The following is a 14764-nucleotide window of genomic DNA, read 5'->3' on the forward strand; positions in this document are numbered from 1 at the left end:
CCCTCCAGAAAACCCATCAAGAGCAACCAGCATGGCCATCCATTCGCGACGCGATTTTCTGAAGTTCTCGGCCGGCCTCGCCGGCGCGACCGCCGCCACCGCACTGCTGCCGGAATCGATCCGCAAGGCGCTGGCGATCGAGCCGAACACCGTCACGGGCACGATCCAGGATGTGCAGCACATCGTCGTGTTCATGCAGGAGAATCGCTCGTTCGACCATTACCTCGGGCATCTGAGCGGCGTGCGCGGCTACAACGACCGGTTCCCGGTGACGCTGCCGAACGGCAAGCCGGTGTGGTTCCAGCCGCGCCAGGAAGACAAGTCGAGCGTGATCGCACCGTTTCGCTACGACACGACCAATCCGGGCGTCAACGCGCAATGTATCGGCGGCCTGCCGCACACGTGGGCGACGACGCACGGCGCGATCGACAACGGCCGTGCGGACCAGTGGGCCGTGCAGAAGTCGAACATGACGATGGGCTATCACGTTCGCGACGACATCCCGTTCCACTACGCGCTCGCGGATGCGTTCACGGTGTGCGACCACTACTTCTGCTCGATCCCGGGCAACACGCACCCGAACCGCATGTACCTAATGACGGGCATGGTCGATCCGCTCGGCACGGGCGGCGGCCCGTTGCTCGACAACACCGACTACATCGACAACCAGTTCGACAAGGTCCAACTGCCGCCCTTCAACTGGACGACCTACCCGGAACGGCTCGAAAAGGCCGGCATCTCGTGGCAGATCTATCAGCAGGGCACCGGGTTCGACAACTTCACCGGCAACTACGGCACCAACATGCTGGCGTGCTTCAGCAACTTCGTGAACGCGCCGGCCGGGTCGTCGCTGCAGACGCGCGGGATGAGCACGCGTCCGATCACGCAGTTGAAGGCCGACGTGCAGGCGAATGCGCTGCCGCAGGTGTCGTGGCTGCTGCCGCCCGCCGCGTATTCGGAGCATCCGAAATTCACGCCGCTGTATGGCGCGTACTACCTGTCGACGATCCTCGATGCGCTGACGTCCAATCCGGACGTGTGGAGCAAGACGGTCCTGCTGATCATGTACGACGAGAACGACGGCTTCTTCGACCATGTCGTGCCGCCGTCGGCGCCGACGCTGCCGGGCTCCGGCATGAGCACCGTCGACGTGTCGCTCGAGCGGCACAACGTCGTGACGTCGACGCAAGCCGGCACTTATACGGCCGACAACCTGCCGTACGGCCTCGGCCCGCGCGTGCCGATGTTCGTCGTGTCGCCGTGGTCGAAGGGCGGCTTCGTGTGCTCGCAGGTGTTCGATCACACATCGGTGCTGCAATTCATCGAGAAGCGCTTCGGCGTGATCGAAACCAACATCTCGCCGTGGCGTCGCGCGATCTGCGGCGATCTGACGTCGGCGCTCGATTTCTCGAAATCGGACGCGACGCTGCCGACCCTGCCGAGCACGCAGGCCTATGTCGCGCAGGCCGACCTGCAATGCTCGCGCGCATCGTCGCAGACCGCGCCGGCCAGCACCGCGCAGCAGGTCGTGACCGCGCAGGAACCGGGCACGCGGCCGGCGCGTGCGCTGCCGTACGAATTGCACGTCACCGGCCAGTTGCAGGCGCAAGGCTACGCGCTGACGTTCGCGAATACCGGCACGCAGGGCGCGCACTTCTGGGTCTATACGGGAGATCCCACCGCGATGCCGCGCCGCTATACGGTCGAAGCCGGCAAGCAGCTGACCGATACGTGGGCGCTCGATGCGAACGGCAACTATCTGGTGAGCGTGTGGGGGCCGAACGGCTATTTCCGGCGCTTCGCGGGGTCGGCGGCCGCCGATGCAGCGGCCAAGCCTGAAATCACGCCGTGCTACGACACCGCGAACGGCGATGTTTATGTGACGATCGCCAATGCCGGCACCGGCCCGCTGACGGTCACGGCGACCGATGTCGCCTATGGCGGCGCGGCGCGCACGCTGACGGTTCCGGCGGGCCAGCGCATCGAAGCGCACTGGGACCTGTCGTGCAGCAGCCACTGGTACGACCTGCAGTTCGCGGTGGCGGGCAATGCCGGCTGGATGCGCCGCATCGCGGGGCACGTCGAGACCGGCAAGCCGAGCATCACCGACCCTGCGGCCGTCGCGCCGACGATCACGGCGATCTGACGACGGCAACCGATGCGACGACGCGCCGGCCGGATTCAACCGGCCGGCGCCTCGGGTCTGCCGATCGAGGAGGTTGCAGCGGCGTCAGGGCAGCAGCCCGTCGTCGTGCGCCATCATCAGCGCCCGCATCGCGGACCACATGCCGTAGTAATGCACGATGTAGCTGTCCGCACGGCGAAACAGCCAGGGCGTGTTGAGGCTGACGAGATCGGCCACGCCTTCGTGCTGCAATCGTCCGTCGCGCTCCATCGCGCGAATGAAATGCAACTGGTCGCCATCGCTCGCATAGACGCTCGAGCGGTCGTGCAGCGCGGCGATCGTCGTCATCAGGGCGCGCAGCATCGCGTCGTTGCGTTCGGTGCGGCGGAACGCCATCACGCCCGAATTGAACGCCCACTGGCCGAGGTCCTGCGCGAGCAGCCAGTCGCGCCCTTCGAGCAGCGGTTCCAGCGGTTGCTGCCGGTTCGCGATCAGCACGTCGGCATCGAGCCACACGACCCATTCGTGATGCTGCAGATAGGCGTGCAGCAGCCACGGCTTGAACCAGTTGCCCGTGGCGTTCAGCCCGATCTCGGCGGGAATGTCGCGATGCACGTAGAGCGTGTAGCCGTGCGCGTCGCAGTAGCGACGGAAATTCCGTTCGGCCACGCGTGCATAGCTGCCGATGTTCGGCGTGTACAGCATCGTCAACGCAATCGGGCGGCCGGGGTTGTACGTGCTGCGCTCGGCGGCTTCGTCGGGCGCCGCGGCGTCGTGATCGAACGCGAACATCGGCCGGCCGGCGGCGCGGCAGCGATCGACGTACGCGACGAGCGTGTCGCGAAAGCGCGGCGTCGCGCCTTTCCGTTCGGGATCGTGCGGCGTGTCGTCGATGCTGATCGCGAACGTCGGCTCGCGGCTCCACATCGGATCGAGGTCGGGGCCGGACGGCATGACCGCGTACAGCCCGTCGATCGGCGTCATGTAGCGATGCGTATCGAGATCCGCGAAGAGCGCGGCTTCCGACGTCAGCCTCGGCTCGCTGCCGAGCTTGCAGCGCTGCACGAGCCGCATCGCGATTGCGCGCACGTCCGGCGTGTTGCGCCAGATCTGCACGTCGACCTGCGGCAGCGGCGATGCGAACGCGTCGACGAGCAGCATGTCGCGTCCGGCCATCAGGCGATCGAGCGCGACGGGTTCGATGATCGCCGCGTCTTCGCTCAGCAGCAGCACGAGTTCGCCGGGTCGCGCGCCGCGCAGCACGTGGAGCAGCGACTCGTAGCGATGCAGCGGCCGCAATGGCAGCGCTTGCGGCATGCCGGATGCGTCGACGATCTCGTGACGATAGCCATGCGTCTGCGCGTACCAGCGGTGGTTGTCGAGGCTCGCGGGCGCGTGCTGGCTGAAATGACTGAGGACGATCATCGTGCGTTCCGAACGCGGGGAAGCGCACACGCGATCCGCGCGGCGTTCTTCGGCTCGGCACGCCATCCGGATACGCTTTCCTGCCAGCGCCGCCCCGGTTCGTCCTGGATGGCCTGGAGGCCTTGCACGGCATCGTGGTCCATTCTGTGTGCCCTGGTTTCGATCGTGGTGCGGCGACGTAGCGTGCCGCCGCTCGAGTGTCCCGGGAAAACCGGCCGCCGGGCGGCACGAGTATCGCATAACGGTCGGACGGATTGGCCCGGCCCGGCCGCGCGCTGACCATCCCTGACAGTGTGCGGCCGGCTGCCTCCGCTAAAATGCCGGGTTGCCGCCGCTTGACGCGGGCGGCGCTTCGCGCGCTACACTGCGCCATGCCATTCCCGTTCAACCTTCCATCCCGCCGACGATGACGTCTCCTGCCCTGACCGGCCTGCGCATCGGTATCACGATCGGATTGCGTGCCCCCGACGAAAGCCTGTGGATCAACGGCATCAAGCAGAACGCGCTGTTCCTCGCGAAGCTGCTGATGGCGTCGCCGCACGGCTACCGCGTGACGCTGGTCAACACGACCGACGTGCCGCTCACCGACGCGCTGCCGTGGGATCGCAACGTGTACGACACGCGCGCGTTCGCGGACATGAAGGATGCGCTCGACGTGGTGATCGAGCTGGGCGGGCAGATCGACGGCGAGCAGACGGCCTATTTGAAAGCGCGCGGCGTGAAGCTGGTCAGCTATTGCTGCGGCGTCGAGTACATCAACGTGATGGAGTCGATCCTGTTCGGCCGTCGGCTGTGGGATTCGCTGTTCATCAACCGCGGCTATGACGAGGTATGGGCGATTCCGCAGATCGCGCCGTCGTCGCTGCCGTTCCTGCAGTCGCTGCGCCGCTGCCCGGGGCGCGTCGTGCCGTTCGTGTGGGATCCGATGTTCCTGACCGAACGCGCGCAGTCGCTGCCCGAGCGCGGCGAATACCGGCCGCGCAGCGAGCCCGGCAAGCGGCTCACGGTGATGGAGCCGAACCACGACGTCGTGAAGTTCTGCGTGTATCCGATGCTGATCATCGACGAAGCGTATCGGCGCGACCCCGACGCGATCTGCTTCGCGCACGTGACGAACGCCGATCGCCTCGCGCACGACAGCCCCGAGTTCGTGATGCTGATGAATTACCTGGACATCGTGCGCGCGGGCAAGGCGAGCTTCGTCGGGCGCTTCGAAACGCCGCTGTTCCTGGCCGACCTGACCGATATCGTCGTGTCGCACCAATGGTCGAACCCGCTGAACTATTTCTATTTCGACGTGTGCTGGCAGGGTTATCCGCTCGTGCACAACGCGAGCCTCGCGCCCGATCTTGGCTACTACTATCCGGACAACGACGTGCAGCAGGGCGCCGATGCGCTGCTGCGCGCGCTGCATACGCACGACGACGACTGGCAAGCGTATACGCGGCGCCAGCGCGAAATCCTCGGCCGTTACACGTCGGCGAATCCGGCGCTCGTCGCCGAGTATGACGCGCTGCTCGCGAACCTGATCGGCGCGCCGGCCGCCTAGCGCCGAGTATCCGCGGCGCACGTTCGTTGCGCCGCCGTCCGCCGTCGGGTTTGTCCCGCCCTCATGTCTGACGAAATCGTGCCGTTAAAAAAAGAAACCGCCGAACCCGATGGATTCGACGGTTTTCGAAGGCACGAAATTGACGGCTCCGAGGGAAGTCCGTCGAAAACAAGTTTATAGGTTAACAAGTCGGAAAGATTGTCAAATATGTTTCAATCGATAATCTTCATATAATTGAAGTTGGTATTATTGGTTAGGCGTGGATTGATTCCGTTTGGAATCTTGATAATGTCGTTTGAAACGTGAAAATTGAACGCTGCGATGATCGAATGGCGCGCAGCGGCGCGTTTCGCGCGAGAGACGGCATGTGCGGAGACGGATGTTTCGGCTTGCGTATCGAGCACGGACGGCACTTCGCGGCGCGGTATTTATCTGAACAATCGATGGCGTGCCGATTCGTGGGACGAGTAAATCCGGAAAAGGCGGTCCGGATAAAACCGGCCGGATGAAAAAGATAAACGATTCGGTTTTTTTGGATTCTTGTAATTCCTGTTGTGTAACCTGTCGCACTGTCGGTATCGTGCGCGCGTGGTGTATTTAAAGTAACCGAATAGCGTAAAAAATATCGAATTTGACGGCGCCGAAGCGAACAGTACGCTCCCCGGAAAAAATCGACATACAGGATGGGCCGGGTGGGCGGCGGAGCGCGTCGAGGTCGGCTCGTTCCGCCTATGTGTTGAGGTCGAGCCGCGATCGGCGGCTCGCCATTAGCCGGAGCGCCGGATGAATGCGGTCGAAGCTCGCCAGGAGGCGAATCGGAAAGCGAATCGCAACGAAATCGATCTCGTGTTCGGGGCACCCGACGATCACCCCGATCTTGCGTCGGTGCGCAGTTTCGTCGAAAGCCGGCTCGGATTCGCGCGCGAGCCCGTGTGCCGCGCCGACCTGTCGGGCGGCGTGCTGTACGAGGAATGCCTGGCGCGGCTGCGGTGGGGCGAGCGCGATGCGCTGCCGCCGCTCGCGTTTCTGCCGCGCCTCGAAGCGCTCGGGCTGATGCGCTGGTTCGACCGGCTGGTGGTCGGCCGCACGATCGATGCGCTGCGCGCCGATCCGGGCGCCGTGTACGGTTGCAACGTCGCGGCGGCAAGCGCGGTCGTGGACGACGCGTGGCTGGCGATTTTCAGGCGGCTCGAGCGCGAGCCGTCGGTGGCGGCGCGGCTGGTGGTCGAGATCACGGAGACGGGGCCGCTGAACCCGGTCGCCGGCCGGTCGTTCGTGTCCCGCTTCCAGCGGGCCGGGTGCCGGATCGCGATCGACGATTTCGGCGTCGGTTTCAGCGCATTGAACAATCTGGTGGTCGGCAATCCCGACATCGTGAAGCTCGACCGCTCGATCCTGTCGCTGATCAAGCGCAACGCGATCGGCCGCTACCAGTTCCGCCGGCTGATCGCGTTTGCGCATGAAGGTGCGCGGCACGTCGTCGTCGAAGGCGTGGAAAGCGAGACCGACCGACAGATCATCGTGGATGCCGGCGTCACGTGGGCGCAGGGCATCCGGTTTTCGTGGCGATCGCCGGCCGCCGCATGACCGCGGGAGCGGGCGGGGCGGCGCGCGGGGTGTGCGTCGGGGGCAGGGGCGCGGAGCGAGACGAATCGCAAAGGGGCGTGGGCATGGCGGGAACGAAAGCCGGAGGCGGAACGGGCACGCAGGCGGCCGATGCGCGCGACCTGGTCGCGATCGCCGAACTGGTCGACATGCTGGGGCAACTCGGCGCCGAAGCGACCGATGCGCCGATCGACGTCGCGTCCTGTCTCAATGGCCTGACGATCGTCGCGCGCCGTATTCAGCGGATGAGCCCGCTCGACGCGGGCGGCCGCGAACTCGCGGCGCGGCACTATTACGCGGGCGTCATCGCCGGCGCGTGCGGCGACGAGTCGGCGATCGCGCGCGGCGTATCCGACAGCCTCGTCAGGCAATCGGGCGGGGCAGGCCGGTCGGTCACCCGTTGTTTCGCGGTGCTCGCGCGCATGGGGCGGCGGCATGGTCGCGCGTTCGCCGCGCAAAGCGGCGATCGGGTACTGGCGTAACGCAACCGGGGCGTGTGAAGGAACTCAGTCGAGCGAGCGGCCGGCGAACAGGTGCTGGATCTGCGTGGAATAGGCGCTCACATTGTGCTCGGCGAGCGTGTCGACCTGGTGCAGGCAGCGGCGAGCCGCCGCCGCGTAGTCGTCGAGGCGCGCGTCGTGCGTTTGCGCGGCGGTCGCGATCGCGCGAGCCGCATCGAAGATCTCGAAGTCCGGATAGTAATAGCCGACGTCGCGCAGGAACGGCGAGTTGTGCACGAGCGGGTAGTTGCCGTACAGCGCGTCGTACAGCAGATAGTTCAGGCCGTTTTCCCAGTGGTGCGACACGACGATGTCGGTGTGATGCGCAGCCCATGCGACGAACGGCGCGCGCACGTCGGCAGTGGCCTTGCCGTCGCGCACCATTTCGAGCCCGAGCGCGAGATGCTTGAAGGCGACGTTTTCCTTCTTGTCGAACGTGTTGGTCATGTACACGTGCTCGACCAGCTCCGGATGTTCGACGTAGCACGCATTCGCGGCGAGCATCGGCACGATCGCGCTCTTCACGACGTTCAGGTTCGGCTCGAAGAACGCGATGCGCTTGGCCGTGCCGCGATTGCGGTAGCCGAAGCGCGCCTTCAGTTCGGGGTCCGCGTCGAGGCTGCGCTCGATGAAATACGGCGACCAGATGTGCGGCAGCTCGATCACCGGCGCGCGGTACACGGCCTGGAAATAGGCCGCGCACGTGTGCATGTGCTGCGGGTTGGTCCAGATCTCGTCGAACTGCACGCGGTGCGGGTTCGGCTTCCAGTCGTTCTTCTCGAAGTTGATCGTCTCGACCGCGATCACGTAGTCGTTGCCGAAGCGGTACGACACGCACTTGCCGCCGCGCCGGCGCACGGCGTCCGTGTGCGACGGGTCGACGAACGCATTCATCTCGATCAGCAGGTCGGTCTGGTGGATGATGGCCGACAGCGGCCGCAGCGCATCGCCGAACGCGTCCAGCATCAGCGCCTGCGGATACTCGGTGACGCCATCGTCGTGCGCGAGCCAGACTTCGCCGATCAGCGGCGATTGCTTCAGCAGCATGTACAGGTACACGCAGTGCTGGTTCGCGCCGTTGTACCAGATCGACTGCGTCGCGTCGCGCTGCACGTTCATCGTTATCGCGACATTGAGTTTCATCGGATCGGCTCCGTGAGCGGGCGCGTGCGCCGCTTATTGCGTGAAGTTTTGCGACCGGCGCGGCACATAGCCCGTCAGGTGCCAGCGGCCGTCGTCATCGAGACGAAAGCTCAGCTTTTCGTAAACGGTCGCACCGCTCGCGAGCGTCGTCGTGTAGTCGACGTTCGCGTACAGGCCGTCGGGCATCGACGACGAGTTGCTGTAGCGGATCCGCGTGATTTGCGCCCAGCCGCGATGGTCGACCGCGCCGACCGACTGGCGTGCCTGCTGCATCTGTGCCGCGAATTGGTCCTGCTTGAAGCGCGCCTTGACGAACGGTGCGGCGTCGGCCCACACCGCGCCGTACTGGCCGGCGTCGAGCTGCTTGAACACCGCATCCGAGTCGCGGAGCAGCGCGTCGGCTGATTCGCCGGCGGATTGCGCGTGTGCGCCGATCGCGATCGAAGCGGCGGCGCAGATCAGCCATTTGGCGAGGGTGAGAGGCGGGCGTGCGTTCATGTCGGAGTCCGGAAAGGGCGGCGCGTCACGCGTCGCGATAGAGGGCGGCGATCGCGTCCGTATAGGCCGCGACGTTCTCGGGGTTGTAGATGCTGACCGAGCTGAGCACATGCCTCGACTGCTCGCGGTACCCTTCCAGGTTCGCGTCGTGCTCGGCGAACGCCTTCAACAGTGCGCGGCCGCCGGCCTGGCAGTCGAAGTCCGGATAGAAATACCCGGCCTTGCCGAGGAACGGCGAGTTGTGGATCAGCGGATAGTCGCCGTACAGCAGCTCGTAGTACAGGTAGTTCTGCGCGTTCTCCCACGTGTGCGACACCACCGCATCGCCGTACGCGGCCATGAACTCGTATACCGCATAGCGGCTTTCGAACGTCGTGATGCCGTGCTCGACGATGTCGAGACTCTTCGCGAAATGGATGAACGTCGTGTGATCCTTCAGGTGAATCGTGTTGCACACGCGCACGAATTCGAGGAAGGCCGGATTCGCGCGGTAAGCCTCTTCCGTGATCAGCATCGGAATGATGCTCGTCTTCACCATGCAGATGTTCGGCTCGAACATCGTCACGCGCCAGCGCGGCTTGCCGGGCTGATAGCCGAACGTCAAGCCGGCGCCGAGCGTCGCGCGCGCCTTGTCGAACAGCATCGGGTGCCAGATGTGCGGGACGATCGTGACCGGCGCGCGCAGGCCCGTCTGGTAGTAGTGCAGGCACGAGCGCTCGAACTCGGGAATCGTCCACACCGCGTCGTACGGCGCGCCCGAGAACAGGAAGCCCGATGGCTTGTCGAACATCGCGCGTTCGATGTCGATCACGTAGTCGTTGCCGACCCGCATCGTGACCACCTTGCCGCCGCGCTCGCGGAACGCGCGCAGGTAGTCCGCGCCGAACTGCGCGCTCATTTCGATCAGCACGTCGCAGCGCTCGAGCGCTTCGTCCATCGACAGCAGCGGCACGTCCCACTCGCCGAGCATCATCTGCGGATCGGCAACGTGTTCGCCGCCGTTCACCATCACGGCTTCGGCGACGAGCGGCGATTGGCGCAGCAACAGGATCAGCAGCAGGCAGTTCTGGAAAATGCCGTTTTCCCACAGCGACTGGCCGGCGCCGCGCACGAACAGCGACACGCCGACGACGAGACGCTTGCCCTCGCCGGGCGCTTGACGGGCATTGGAGTCCGACATGCGTATGCTCCGGTTCAGGCGACCAGACGCGAGACGAACGCGTCGAGGTTCGCGGGGTTGTCGATCGAGACCGACTGCAGCAGCCGGCCCGCCTTCGCGCGGTAGTCGTCGAGGCGTTCGTCGTGATGCAGCCACGCTTCGAGCAGCGCGCGGCCGCCGGCGGCCGAGTCGAAGTCCGGGTAGTAATAGCCGGCGTCGCCGATCAGCGTCGAGTTGTGGATCAGCGGATAGCCGCCGTACAGCACGTCGTAATACAGATAGTTCTGCCCGTTTTCCCAATGGTGCGACACGACCGCATCCGCGTGACGCGCCATGAAGCCCGGCAGGTCGAGTCGCGGTTCGAACGTCGCCTTGTGCTCGCGCACGAGATCGAGGCTGTTCGCGAAGTGCACGAAGGTCGGATGTTCCTTCATGTGCATCGAGTTGACGACGAACATGTGCTGCACCGCGTCGGGCCGCGCGCGATAGAACTCGTCGCACGCGAGCATCGGGTAATGGCACGACTTGGCGACCGAGATGTTCGGTTCGAGCGTCGCGAGCTTCCACGGGCGCTGGCCGGGCCGATAGCCGAACGTCGCGCCTTCGTCGGCGAGCGTGGCCACGCGGCGCTCGAGGAAGTACGGCGACCAGATGTGCGGCATCAGGTGGACGGGCGCGCGCAGGATCGTCTGCAGCATCGGCGCGGCGGTCTTGTCGTATTGCGGCAGCAGCCACACTTCGTCGAACGGTGCGCCATTGAACACGTGCCCCGACGGTTTCCCGAAGATCGGCGTCTCGCACAGGCCCGCATACACGTGCCCGCAGAAGAACGCGGCGATCTTCTTGCCGAGCGCCTTCATGTGCCTGAGCCATTCGACCGGCAACTGCGCGCCCATTTCGATCACGACGTCGAGTTCGTGCGTGACGTCGGCGGGTTTCACGAGCGGGACGTCGAGGCCGTCGAGTTCGAGGCCGGCCGGCAGCGCGTTGGCGTCGCCGCCGTTCAGGAAATAGACGGGGCCGACGCGATCCGAACGCTTGAGCATCATCGCGAGGAACGCGATGTTCTGGTGAATGCCGTTCTCCCAGATCGCCTGGCCGTCGCGCGCAAACAGCGAGATGCCGACCGCCGGCCGTTGCTTGCGAGTGCCGCTCGCGGCGGCTTCATTGATGTCCGTCACCGGTTGTTTCCTCTGCGGCGTCGTGCGTCCGGGCATCGCGTCGAGCGTCTGGCCGGCAGCGGCGCGCCGTGGATCGTCATGGTTGGAGTCGCGCCGGTGCGCCGCCGTGCGCGAATCGGGCGACGGGATTCGCGCGGCCGGCAGCCGGATTCCGGCGTGTCGCCGGCACGCCTCGCACGGCGCGCGTCGGGCACGCTGCCCCGGCAACTGTCTGCCGGCGATTGTGGCATGGAAACCGCCGGTTTTGGCAGGACGTGACGAACTTTGACATCGCCGCCGGCCAACGGGAGCGGGCGCCGACGAAGCGGCGCCCGGTCGTCCGGCGGCCTGCCGGCGCGGCGCGGTGGCCCGCCGGCTCGCGCGGCCGCATGAGCGGCCGCAGGCGGCTCAGTGCTGCAGCCGGATTTCGACGCGGCGGTTGCTGGCGCGGCCTTCCGGCGTCGCGTTGGACGCGACCGGATCGGCCTTGCCGCGGCCCGAGACCGTCATCGAGTCGGTCTTCAGCCCGTGCGCCTTCAGATAGGCGGCGACCGCTTCGGCGCGGCGCTTCGACAGCGCGAGGTTGTAGTCGTCGCTGCCCACCGAATCGGTGAAGCCGGTGACCGTCACTTGCGAGTACGTGCGGTCGGCGCGCTCGCTCAGCAGCCGGTCGAGCGATTCGCGCGCGGTCGGTGCGAGCGTCGCGTGATCGGTGGCGAACAGCGCGTCGCCCGACAGGTTCACGCGTTCGACCACGGCGGCGGCCGGCTCGGCGGCCGGGGTTGCTGCGGCGGGCGCGGCGCCGCACTGGAAGACCAGCGTGGCCGGATCGGATTTGTCGCGCAGCGCGCGGGCCGAGTCGACGGCGCGCACGGGCTCGTCGCCGCAGATCTTGCGGGCGGCCTTCATGCAGGTCTGCGGGCCCGACAGCAGGCCGTGGCAGTCCACCTGGAAGGTGCGCACGCCGTCGCACGGCTGCAGTTCGGAGGCGCTGAAGGTCGGGCCGGATGCGGTCGAGCACGCGGCGAGGGCCATTGCGGAAAGCGCGAGCGCAAGAGCGAGTTTGTTCACGGTGACGTCCTTAAAGCTTGGGTTGACCGAGGCCCGCCGCGGGGTGCGCAGCGGGCTCGTCCTGCCGTCGGAGCCGCGGGCCGTCCGGCGGCGAGCCGAACGGCCGGGCGGCGCGACACGTTACTTCCACTGATACAGCATGCCGGCGCCGATCACCTTCTGACCGCCGCTGAAACCGCCGTTGATCGACGCCTTCAGGTTCTCCGTGATGCGCGCCTGCATGTTGACCGCCATCGCCTTCTGGCCGAGGAAGGTCGACGTGCCCACGCCCATCCCGAAGTTGGCGTCGCGATCGAGCTGCGGGATCGACGCCATCGCGCCGACGGCCGCGATACCCTGCTTCGCCATCTGGTCGGTCTGCTGCAGTTGCGAACCCAACGAGTTGATCTGCGCCTGCTGGCCCGACAGTGCCGTCGACAGCGTCGTCTGCACCTGCGTCAGCTGGTTCACGTTCACCGCGTCGGTGCCTTGCGTACCCGGCGCGACGTTCGTGATCTGGCGCTGCTGCGTGTCGCTACCGACCGACACCACGTTCGAGCGACCGCCGTCGTTCGAGCCCGCGCCGATCGCCACCGAGTTCGAGCCGGCGGTGACGGTCGGGACGTCGGTGCCCTTGCCGTTCATGTCGGCCGCGATGCCGTTGTTGTTCGCCGCACGCGTCGTGTTGTTGTTGAGCGTCGTCGACAGCTGGTTCAACTGGTTGTTGATGTTCGTCACGCCGGTCGACAGCGACGCCACGTTGCTGTTCGTCGTGCTCAGGCCGGTGGACAGCGAACCGATGCCCGTCGAGGTCGACGTCGACAGCGAGTTGACGTTGCTGTTCACCGTGCTGAGGCCCGTCGACAGCGAGTTGATCGCGGTCGAGGTCGACGTGGACAGCGACGCCACGTTGCTGTTCGTCGTGCTCAGGCCGGTCGACAGCGAGTTGATGCCGGTCGACAGCGACGCGACGTTCGATGCGGTGGACGTCGACAGCGTGTTGATCGCGTTGTTCGTCGCGTTCAGCTGGCTGCCGTTGATCGCGTCCGTGCTCGTGGCCGAGATCCGGCCCGCGGCGACGTTCGTGATCTGGCGCTCCGCGCCCGGTGCGCCGACGCTCACCACGCCGACCGGCGAGCCGCCCGCGAACGGGTACGTGACGCCGCCGATCGTGGCGCTCGAGGTGCCGACCGCCGCGGCCGTGACCGAGTTCGCGCCGAGTGCGATCGAGTTCGCGACGTTCGCTTGCGCGTTCGTGCCGAAGGCGAGCGCGTCGGCGGCCGTGGCCTTGGCGGCCGAGCCGTAGGCCTGTGCGCCGGTGGCGCTGGCCGTGGCCTGGCTGCCCAGCGCGATCGTGTTGTCCGCGGTGGCCTGGTTCGAGCTGCCGAGGGCGAGCGCGCTGGCGCCGGTTGCCGTGTTCTGGTTGCCGAGGGACACCGCGCCGTCGCCGGTCGCCGTGTTGTTCGCACCCATCGCCACGGCGCCGGTGCCCGTCGCCACGTTCGGATCGCCGATCGCGACTGCGCCGTCGCCGGACGCGGTGTTGCCGGAGCCGATCGACACCGCCTTGCCGCCCGTCGCCGATGCGTTCTGACCGATCGCGACCGCGCCTGCCGTCTGCGCGTTCGAGCCGTCGCCGACTGCGACGCTGCTGGCGCCCGCCGCGCTGGCGTTCACGCCGGCGGCGAGGGCGTTGGTGCCCGTGGCGCCGTCGTTGGCGTAGTTGGCTTGCTGCACGCCGTTGTCGTTGACGCTGTAGTAGTGCGTCTTCGCGGCGTTGATCGCGGTCGAGGTCGACGTGGACAGCGACGATACCGAGCTGTTCGTGCTGCTCAGGCCGGTGGACAGCGAGCCGATGCCGGTCGAGGTCGAGGTGGACAGCGACAGGATCGTGCTGTCCGTGCTGCTCAGGCCGGTGGACAGCGAGCTGATGCCGGTCGAGGTCGAGGTCGACAGGGACGTGATCGAGCTGTTGGCGGACGACAGGCCGGTCGAGGTCGAGGTCGACAGCGAGCTGATCGAGCTGTTGGCCGACGACAGACCCGTCGAGGTCGAGGTCGAGAGCGACGTGATCGAGCTGTTGGCCGTGGACAGGCCGGTCGAAGTCGAAGTCGACAGCGACGTGATGGAGCTGTTGGCCGACGAGAGGCCCGTCGACGTGGACGTCGAGAGCGACGTGATCGAGCTGTTGGCCGTGGACAGACCGGTCGAAGTCGAGGTCGACAACGACGTGATCGAGCTGTTGGCCGTGGACAGACCGGTCGACGTCGAGGTCGAGAGCGACGTGATGGAGCTGTTGGCCGTCGACAGACCCGTCGAAGTCGAGGTCGACAACGACGTGATCGAGCTGTTGGCCGTCGACAGACCGGTCGAAGTCGACGTGGACAGCGACGTGATCGAGCTGTTAGCCGTGGACAGGCCGGTCGAAGTCGAGGTCGACAGCGATGTGATCGAGCTGTTGGCCGTCGACAGACCGGTCGACGTCGAGGTCGAGAGCGACGTGATGGAGCTGTTGGCCGACGACAGACCGGTCGACGTCGAGGTCGAGAG

12 protein-coding genes are annotated in these 14764 nt (G+C 66.3%); 4 read left to right on the forward strand and 8 right to left on the reverse strand.

Going from position 1 to position 14764, the window contains the following annotated elements; all coding sequences use genetic code 11:
• Positions 1–31: 31 nt before the first annotated feature.
• On the forward strand, positions 32–2146 hold the full coding sequence (locus WT53_RS25575; RefSeq protein ID WP_060262215.1) for a phosphocholine-specific phospholipase C: 2115 nt from the start codon (positions 32–34) through the stop codon (positions 2144–2146).
• An 84-nt stretch (positions 2147–2230) separates the two neighbouring features.
• On the opposite strand, the gene WT53_RS25580 is transcribed toward WT53_RS25575, so the two are convergent.
• Positions 2231–3550, reverse strand: coding sequence for a galactosyl transferase GMA12/MNN10 domain protein (locus WT53_RS25580; RefSeq protein WP_179949049.1), 1320 nt, complete (start codon positions 3548–3550; stop codon positions 2231–2233).
• A gap of 406 nt (positions 3551–3956) precedes the next feature.
• Between WT53_RS25580 and WT53_RS25585 the strand changes: the two genes are divergently transcribed.
• Positions 3957–5099 (forward strand): DUF2827 domain-containing protein, encoded by a 1143-nt coding sequence (locus tag WT53_RS25585; RefSeq protein ID WP_060262219.1) that lies wholly within the window; start codon positions 3957–3959, stop codon positions 5097–5099.
• 212 nt (positions 5100–5311) lie between these two features.
• On the opposite strand, the gene WT53_RS34245 is transcribed toward WT53_RS25585, so the two are convergent.
• The gene (locus tag WT53_RS34245) at positions 5312–5503 is read right to left on the reverse strand and encodes a hypothetical protein (protein WP_257127874.1); all 192 of its coding nucleotides are present in this window, start codon (positions 5501–5503) and stop codon (positions 5312–5314) included.
• A 379-nt stretch (positions 5504–5882) separates the two neighbouring features.
• Here WT53_RS34245 and WT53_RS25590 point away from each other — a divergent pair, with 379 nt between their 5' ends.
• The gene (locus WT53_RS25590) at positions 5883–6686 is read left to right on the forward strand and encodes an EAL domain-containing protein (RefSeq protein ID WP_034204160.1); all 804 of its coding nucleotides are present in this window, start codon (positions 5883–5885) and stop codon (positions 6684–6686) included.
• Positions 6687–6769: 83 nt separating this feature from the next.
• Positions 6770–7186, forward strand: a complete 417-nt coding sequence (locus WT53_RS25595) for a hypothetical protein (RefSeq protein ID WP_034204161.1) — start codon at positions 6770–6772, stop codon at positions 7184–7186.
• A 24-nt stretch (positions 7187–7210) separates the two neighbouring features.
• Here WT53_RS25595 and WT53_RS25600 read toward each other — a convergent pair whose 3' ends face one another.
• From WT53_RS25600 to WT53_RS25625, 6 genes are all read right to left on the reverse strand, one after another.
• Complete coding sequence (locus tag WT53_RS25600) at positions 7211–8347, reverse strand: DUF2827 family protein (protein ID WP_060262221.1); 1137 nt, start codon at positions 8345–8347, stop codon at positions 7211–7213.
• 33 nt (positions 8348–8380) lie between these two features.
• Positions 8381–8845, reverse strand: a complete 465-nt coding sequence (locus WT53_RS25605; RefSeq protein ID WP_060262223.1) for a DUF4019 domain-containing protein — start codon at positions 8843–8845, stop codon at positions 8381–8383.
• Between the two features lie 25 nt (positions 8846–8870).
• The gene (locus tag WT53_RS25610; RefSeq protein WP_059782887.1) at positions 8871–10025 is read right to left on the reverse strand and encodes a DUF2827 domain-containing protein; all 1155 of its coding nucleotides are present in this window, start codon (positions 10023–10025) and stop codon (positions 8871–8873) included.
• Between the two features lie 14 nt (positions 10026–10039).
• Complete coding sequence (locus tag WT53_RS25615; RefSeq protein ID WP_059782897.1) at positions 10040–11185, reverse strand: DUF2827 domain-containing protein; 1146 nt, start codon at positions 11183–11185, stop codon at positions 10040–10042.
• Between the two features lie 387 nt (positions 11186–11572).
• On the reverse strand, positions 11573–12235 hold the full coding sequence (locus tag WT53_RS25620) for an OmpA family protein (protein WP_060262225.1): 663 nt from the start codon (positions 12233–12235) through the stop codon (positions 11573–11575).
• A 120-nt stretch (positions 12236–12355) separates the two neighbouring features.
• Positions 12356–14764: YadA family autotransporter adhesin (locus tag WT53_RS25625; RefSeq protein WP_179949050.1), on the reverse strand; the 2409-nt coding region annotated here is incomplete at its 5' end.

The organism is Burkholderia sp. MSMB2157WGS (assembly GCF_001532755.1).
Lineage (GTDB): Bacteria > Pseudomonadota > Gammaproteobacteria > Burkholderiales > Burkholderiaceae > Burkholderia.